Origin of the sequence: Bacillus sp. FSL R5-0443 (assembly GCF_038608285.1) — a bacterium.
GTDB classification, from domain to species: Bacteria; Bacillota; Bacilli; order Bacillales; family Bacillaceae; genus Bacillus; species Bacillus velezensis.
Map to the genome: position 1 here is coordinate 156288 of NZ_CP152013.1, position 6213 is coordinate 162500.

Sequence of the window (6213 nt, forward strand, 5' to 3'; positions counted from 1 at the left end):
TCCCGTCAGAGGTGCTGTTTTTTTGCGGCTTTTTCCTGCGGTCGGCTGATCACATTAGCCGAAACCGGTTCTACTCCAATGTCTCTGGCCCAAACCGACAGTTGTCCCATATGGTGAATCTCATGCGCAAGGATGTGGCGGAGAATATCTTCTTTAGGAAAGGTTTGGTCCATCCAGCCCGGCTTAACAAGATCCGGTCCTTTGAGGGAGACCGCATGAATGACATCCTCCCGATACTGTTCAGACAGTTTTCTGAGATCCTGAATGCTTGTATAGTCAGACTCAGCAGGTAAAACATCATCTTTACCTAAAATGGCACGAGCCCAGCTGATCTCGACATCAATGATATGAAATAAAGTCCGCAAGATGCTCTTCATTCCGCCCGTCCGGGTTTTCGCCAGATCCTCCCGGCTCAGCTTTTCACATATCATAAACCACTCGTCACGCACCGTCCAATTGTATTGAAACAGCTTTTTCATCACGTCACCTCAGCTCTTTATTCTTCCAGTTAACATAAAACTCCTTCATTTGGGAGGATTTCCACTATCAACAAAGCATGCTTTTTCCCTTTTCCTTTCAAAATAACAGTAAAAAGGAGCGTGGCTGGCAATGGCAGAAGTATTATCTTTTTCAGACGTGAAACGGCAGAAGGATTTTGAGCTTGAGAAGAGTTTACTAAAGGAGCTGTCACTGACGCAGATCATTCAGTCCGTAAAAGCATGTCTTACCCCTTTGTTTCCCTTTCTTCAAGACGAAAACGGCATTCTGAGTGAAGGATGCATAGATTTTGCAATTGAAGCGTATTTATTAGGCGGCCGGTTCGGCGTCTTTGGCTATTATGGTGAGTCTTTGCAGAGGGCAAACGCCCGTTCGGCTGAGGAAGAGGAAGAACTGACGGTCGATTTTTTTGAATATCTTTGCAATTGGACGCATGAGCAATATTCTTCCGTTAAACAAAAAGAAATCTATGAAGCGTCCTGCCGGTTTATCAACAGCTGGTGGACGGAAGGATTTCTGCAAAGAGAAAAACAATGTAAGCTCCGCATGAGGTAATCATAATTTCTTCCCTTGTCCCATACTTATTAATAACGGGGACAAGCGGGAGGGAAAGGTATGACAAAAAAGCTGAAATGGCTCGGTTTTTTACTTGGCTTTATCATATTATTGTGTTTATTCCGGTTTCAATTCCATAATGATGATTCCTGGCGGCCGTGGAGTCTGCCGCTGAGCGGGAAAATCATCTATCTCGATCCGGGACACGGCGGGCCGGACGGAGGCGCCACGGGAGGCAGTCACCTTGAAAAGGACATTACTCTCGAAGTGGCCTCCAGGGTCAGAGACTATTTGCAGGAGCAGGGGGCTTTGGTCATTATGACGCGGGAGACGGATACTGATTTAGCTCCTGAAGGGACGAAAGGCTACAGCAGACGCAAAGCGGAAGATCTGAGAAAGCGCGTGGAAATCATCAACCGTTCAGAGGCGGAGCTTTATATCAGCATTCATCTGAACGCCATACCGTCACCGAGATGGAGCGGCGCCCAAAGCTTCTACTATGGAAAATACGAAGAAAATGAAAAAGTGGCAAAATATATACAGGACGAATTGAGAATCAATTTGGAGAATACAACGAGAAAGGCGAAACGGATACACGGCATTTACTTAATGCAGAATGTAACCAAACCGGGCGCGCTGGTGGAAATCGGTTTTCTGTCCAATCCCGCGGAAGCGAAAAGGCTCGGCCAGCCCAAATATCAGGACAAAATCGCTTCTTCCGTGTATAAGGGCGTATTGAGATACTTCACAGAGAAAGGAGACCCTCCCGAGTAAGGAGGGTTTTTCGCCGATTCTATGTTTAATATATGGTATAATACCATTTGTAAACGAATACACAAAGGGTGAGGGTTCGATGATAAGAGAAGATGAAGTAAGAAATATAGTCGGAAACATGCGCGAACCTTTTCTTCATAGACCGCTGGGAGAATTGGATGCCATTAAAGAAGTAAAGATCAAGCCGGAAAAACGGCATGTCAGTGTGAAAATTGCATTGGCAAAAACGGGGACGGCTGAACAGATGGGTATTCAGCAGGAAATCGTATCCGTTCTGAAAGAAGCGGGTGCGGAAACTGTGGGACTGCGGTTTGAAGAGCTGCCGGAAGAAACATTGGCGAAATTCAGCCGGCCGGCTGCTGAAAGCGAAACCCTGCTGAATAGGAAACATCCGCCGGTCTTTCTTGCGGTGGCAAGCGGAAAAGGCGGTGTCGGCAAATCAACGGTTTCCGTCAACCTGGCCATTTCTCTTGCGCGGCTCGGAAAAAAAGTCGGCTTGATCGACGCGGATATATACGGATTCAGCGTGCCGGACATGATGGGTATTACAGTTCGCCCGACAGTAGAAGGAGAAAAACTGCTTCCTGTCGAAAGATTTGGAGTAAAGGTTATGTCGATGGGCTTTTTCGTCGAAGAAAACGCTCCGGTTGTGTGGAGAGGGCCGATGCTGGGCAAGATGCTGAATAACTTCTTCCATGAGGTTGACTGGGGAGAGGTTGACTATATCGTTCTTGATCTGCCGCCCGGCACGGGTGATGTGGCGCTCGATGTACACACGATGCTTCCGAGCTGCAAAGAGATTATCGTATCAACGCCGCACCCTACAGCCGCATTTGTAGCGGCGAGAGCGGGTTCTATGGCGATTAAGACCGATCATGAAGTTGTAGGGGTCATTGAAAATATGGCTTACTATGAAAGTGCAAAAACCGGCGAGAGAGAATATGTGTTCGGCCAAGGCGGGGGAGATAAGCTTGCAGAGGAATTGCAAGTGCCGCTGCTTGGCAGAATTCCTTTAAAACAGCCTGATTGGGACAAGGATCAGTTTGCGCCTTCTGTCTATGACAGAAGTCATCCGATCGGGGAAATTTATATGGGGATCGCCCAGAAAGTCATTGAAAAAACAGCTGAATAAAAAAGGGGCCGGGATCAACACGGCCCGGCCTTTTATTGGCTTTCTTTTTCAGAGCTTGAAGCTGCTTTTTTTAATTCATCCTCGAATTGCTTTTTGAAAAGCGGGCTGGAAAGTGTCTCTGTAATTACATCTTCTAAGTAACTGCGGAACTTTTGGCTTTTCACCAGCTCATAGTATTTTTTATCCATGCCCGGGTCCTGCATGATCTGCATAAAACTTTTCTGATAATCAGGGTCTTTCATCAGTTTTTTTATGATTTTTTCATGCTCGGGCTGAAGAGTTTTTGCAAAGCTCTCGGCGAATTTTGAGTCTTCAAAGATGGTTTTCCAGAACTCCGCCCCTTTTTTAGAGGTGAGGGTTTTCTCTATTGTGCCTTTAATGGCATTTTGATCAATCACCAATGCCTCATTCATCGCATCATCATTTAATATTTCCTTAATTGCCTTTTTTCCATCATCGGTCTTTAATATATCAACAACCATTTTTTTAGTCTGGTCATAATCCATATCCGCTGCTTGGTCTTTTGGAGCACAAGCTGTTACAGATAATAAAACAAAACAGCTTATCAATAGCGTTTTGGCTTTTGACATGCATAAGCTCCTTCCTTACTTGTACTTATTTTTAATATGATTCATCGGAATGGATTTATACATAACAAAATATCGCTGAACGCGATTGTCAGGGGGATGAATAAGAGATGAAAAGCCGCGGGCTTGTTCGATTTTTCTTTTCGATTTTAGCTGTGGGCGCTCTTATTACAAGCGTCGTGGGATTTGCTCTGAAGTGGGGGGAGTACAAGGGGTTCTTTCTGAATTTTGAGGCCGGTCAGATTTTCTCCGTTCTGATCTGGTTTATCGGGGTAGGCATGATTTTCAGTGTGATCAGCCAGATGGGATTCTTCGTTTTTCTGACGGTGCACCGGTTTGCCCTTGAAATTCTCAGGTCAAGCTCGCTTTGGAATCTGCTTCAGCTGTTTATCATTCTGTTTGTCGCTTTTGATTTAATGTACGTCAGATTTTTGTTTTTCGGAGAGCGGGATGACTCGATTGCAGGGTTTGTCTGGCTGCCGCTGGCTTTGCTTGCCGTCGGCCTGTTGACGGCGTATATAAAACAAAAGCAGTCCTCAAAAAATACGTTCGTTTCATCATTATTTTTAATGGTTGTTATTACAGCGCTTGAATGGGTTCCTGCGCTACGAGTGAATAATGAGGACTGGCTTTATTTGATGCTGATTCCGCTGATGGGCTGCAATGCGTTTCAGCTGCTAATGCTGCCGAAGTTTGCCCAGAGGTAATTATTTCACTTCTGATGACTTGACATCAGTATTTGCGATCAGGTCGCCGACGGTCACGTTTTTCAGTCCTTTTTGCTTTAAATTGTGAATGATGGCGGGGAGCGCTTCTTCAGTCTGTGTTGCTGAATCAGAGGCGTGCAGCAGAACAATGTCGCCGCCTTTTATATGACTGTTTACATTTTCAATGATTTTATCAGGGCCGGGATTTGTCCAATCCTGCGAGTTAACGCTGTAATGAACCACTGAATAGTGGTACTGCTGTGCAATGGTAAGAACCTTTTTATTAAATTGTCCGGTCGGCGGGCGGAGTAAATGAACATTCTTCACACCCAGCTTTTTAAATGCGGTCTGGGCCCGGAGGATATCTTTTTTTATTTCATTGTCCTCTAGGTTGGTATAATTCTTATACGCATATCCCATGCTGCCGATTTGATGTCCGTCTTTTACCATACGTTCAACTGTGTCCGGGTGCCGTTCCGCCCAAGAAGCTGACAGAAAAAAAGTAGCGTTTTTAATACCGTTTGCTTTTAGCGCGTTCAGAATCGGAACCGCCTTTTCATCGCCCCAGCTGATATCGAATGTTAATGCGACTTCGCCCGCTTTCGTCTCCCCTTTTGAAATAGCCTTCGGGCCGCTATCAGTTAAAAATACAGGAAGGGGGACGGCTCTCTGTATATAAAAAAAGCTGGCTGCTGCAAATGCGGCAATGATAATAATAAGCAGCTGTTTTATCCTTCTGATGTGCCACACGTAGAAGTGATTCACTGATGACGCCTCCTTATCTTGTCCATGCTTGATTACATCGTATGCCGCGGCGGAGATGAATATAACGAAATACGTTTTAAAAAAATGAAAAAAAAACACTTGCTAAATTTAAAGAATGCATGGTATATTATTAAACGTCGCTGATGAACAGCAGACAACAACGAAAAGCTTCGGAAACAACTTAAAAAAAGTTGTTGACATAAAAGAAGCTGAGTGGTAAGATAATAAAGCTGCTTCAACAAGCGGTAATGATCTTTGAAAACTAAACAAGACAAAACGTACCTGTTAATTCAAAGTTTTAAATAAATCGCACAGCGATGTGCGTAGTCAGTCAAACTACTTTATCGGAGAGTTTGATCCTGGCTCAGGACGAACGCTGGCGGCGTGCCTAATACATGCAAGTCGAGCGGACAGATGGGAGCTTGCTCCCTGATGTTAGCGGCGGACGGGTGAGTAACACGTGGGTAACCTGCCTGTAAGACTGGGATAACTCCGGGAAACCGGGGCTAATACCGGATGGTTGTCTGAACCGCATGGTTCAGACATAAAAGGTGGCTTCGGCTACCACTTACAGATGGACCCGCGGCGCATTAGCTAGTTGGTGAGGTAACGGCTCACCAAGGCGACGATGCGTAGCCGACCTGAGAGGGTGATCGGCCACACTGGGACTGAGACACGGCCCAGACTCCTACGGGAGGCAGCAGTAGGGAATCTTCCGCAATGGACGAAAGTCTGACGGAGCAACGCCGCGTGAGTGATGAAGGTTTTCGGATCGTAAAGCTCTGTTGTTAGGGAAGAACAAGTGCCGTTCAAATAGGGCGGCACCTTGACGGTACCTAACCAGAAAGCCACGGCTAACTACGTGCCAGCAGCCGCGGTAATACGTAGGTGGCAAGCGTTGTCCGGAATTATTGGGCGTAAAGGGCTCGCAGGCGGTTTCTTAAGTCTGATGTGAAAGCCCCCGGCTCAACCGGGGAGGGTCATTGGAAACTGGGGAACTTGAGTGCAGAAGAGGAGAGTGGAATTCCACGTGTAGCGGTGAAATGCGTAGAGATGTGGAGGAACACCAGTGGCGAAGGCGACTCTCTGGTCTGTAACTGACGCTGAGGAGCGAAAGCGTGGGGAGCGAACAGGATTAGATACCCTGGTAGTCCACGCCGTAAACGATGAGTGCTAAGTGTTAGGGGGTTTCCGC

Annotated in this window: 7 protein-coding genes and 1 rRNA gene (1 of these 8 cut by a window edge); 5 read left to right on the forward strand and 3 right to left on the reverse strand. The window is 46.3% G+C overall.

Annotation, left to right across the window (positions count from 1 at the left end; translation table 11 throughout):
* Positions 1 to 5: 5 nt before the first annotated feature.
* Entirely contained in the window at positions 6 to 479 is a 474-nt protein-coding gene (locus NYE28_RS00915) for a DinB family protein (RefSeq protein ID WP_025284101.1), read from the reverse strand.
* A gap of 130 nt (positions 480 to 609) precedes the next feature.
* Here NYE28_RS00915 and NYE28_RS00920 point away from each other — a divergent pair, with 130 nt between their 5' ends.
* The 3 genes from NYE28_RS00920 to NYE28_RS00930 all read left to right on the forward strand — a co-directional run bounded on the left by NYE28_RS00920 (position 610) and on the right by NYE28_RS00930 (position 2959).
* Positions 610 to 1053, forward strand: a complete 444-nt coding sequence (locus NYE28_RS00920; protein WP_011996201.1) for a DUF2521 family protein — start codon at positions 610 to 612, stop codon at positions 1051 to 1053.
* A gap of 60 nt (positions 1054 to 1113) precedes the next feature.
* The gene (gene cwlD / locus NYE28_RS00925) at positions 1114 to 1827 is read left to right on the forward strand and encodes an N-acetylmuramoyl-L-alanine amidase CwlD (protein ID WP_007410417.1); all 714 of its coding nucleotides are present in this window, start codon (positions 1114 to 1116) and stop codon (positions 1825 to 1827) included.
* Positions 1828 to 1906: 79 nt separating this feature from the next.
* Positions 1907 to 2959 (forward strand): Mrp/NBP35 family ATP-binding protein, encoded by a 1053-nt coding sequence (locus tag NYE28_RS00930; RefSeq protein WP_007410418.1) that lies wholly within the window; start codon positions 1907 to 1909, stop codon positions 2957 to 2959.
* A gap of 32 nt (positions 2960 to 2991) precedes the next feature.
* Here the strand turns inward: NYE28_RS00930 and gerD are convergent, their stop codons facing one another.
* A complete protein-coding gene (gene gerD / locus NYE28_RS00935; RefSeq protein WP_007410419.1) occupies positions 2992 to 3549 on the reverse strand; it encodes a spore germination lipoprotein GerD in 558 nt (185 codons plus the stop codon).
* A 107-nt stretch (positions 3550 to 3656) separates the two neighbouring features.
* Between gerD and kbaA the strand changes: the two genes are divergently transcribed.
* Entirely contained in the window at positions 3657 to 4253 is a 597-nt protein-coding gene (gene kbaA, locus NYE28_RS00940; RefSeq protein WP_007410420.1) for a KinB-signaling pathway activation protein, read from the forward strand.
* Here the strand turns inward: kbaA and pdaB are convergent, their stop codons facing one another.
* Positions 4254 to 5018: a polysaccharide deacetylase family sporulation protein PdaB gene (gene pdaB / locus NYE28_RS00945; protein ID WP_011996204.1), complete on the reverse strand. Its 765-nt coding sequence runs from the start codon at positions 5016 to 5018 to the stop codon at positions 4254 to 4256.
* A gap of 341 nt (positions 5019 to 5359) precedes the next feature.
* On the opposite strand from pdaB, the gene NYE28_RS00950 reads away from it, so the two are divergent.
* Positions 5360 to 6213: ribosomal RNA gene (locus tag NYE28_RS00950) — 16S ribosomal RNA — on the forward strand; it runs 696 nt beyond the window's last position.

Coding starts and splice junctions, on each gene's coding strand:
- kbaA (WP_007410420.1), top strand. CDS start 3,657: ATGAAAAGCCGCGGGCTTGTTCGATTTTTCTTTTCGATTTTAGCTGTG.
- NYE28_RS00915 (WP_025284101.1), bottom strand. CDS start 479: ATGAAAAAGCTGTTTCAATACAATTGGACGGTGCGTGACGAGTGGTTT.
- NYE28_RS00930 (WP_007410418.1), top strand. CDS start 1,907: ATGATAAGAGAAGATGAAGTAAGAAATATAGTCGGAAACATGCGCGAA.
- NYE28_RS00920 (WP_011996201.1), top strand. CDS start 610: ATGGCAGAAGTATTATCTTTTTCAGACGTGAAACGGCAGAAGGATTTT.
- cwlD (WP_007410417.1), top strand. CDS start 1,114: ATGACAAAAAAGCTGAAATGGCTCGGTTTTTTACTTGGCTTTATCATA.
- gerD (WP_007410419.1), bottom strand. CDS start 3,549: ATGTCAAAAGCCAAAACGCTATTGATAAGCTGTTTTGTTTTATTATCT.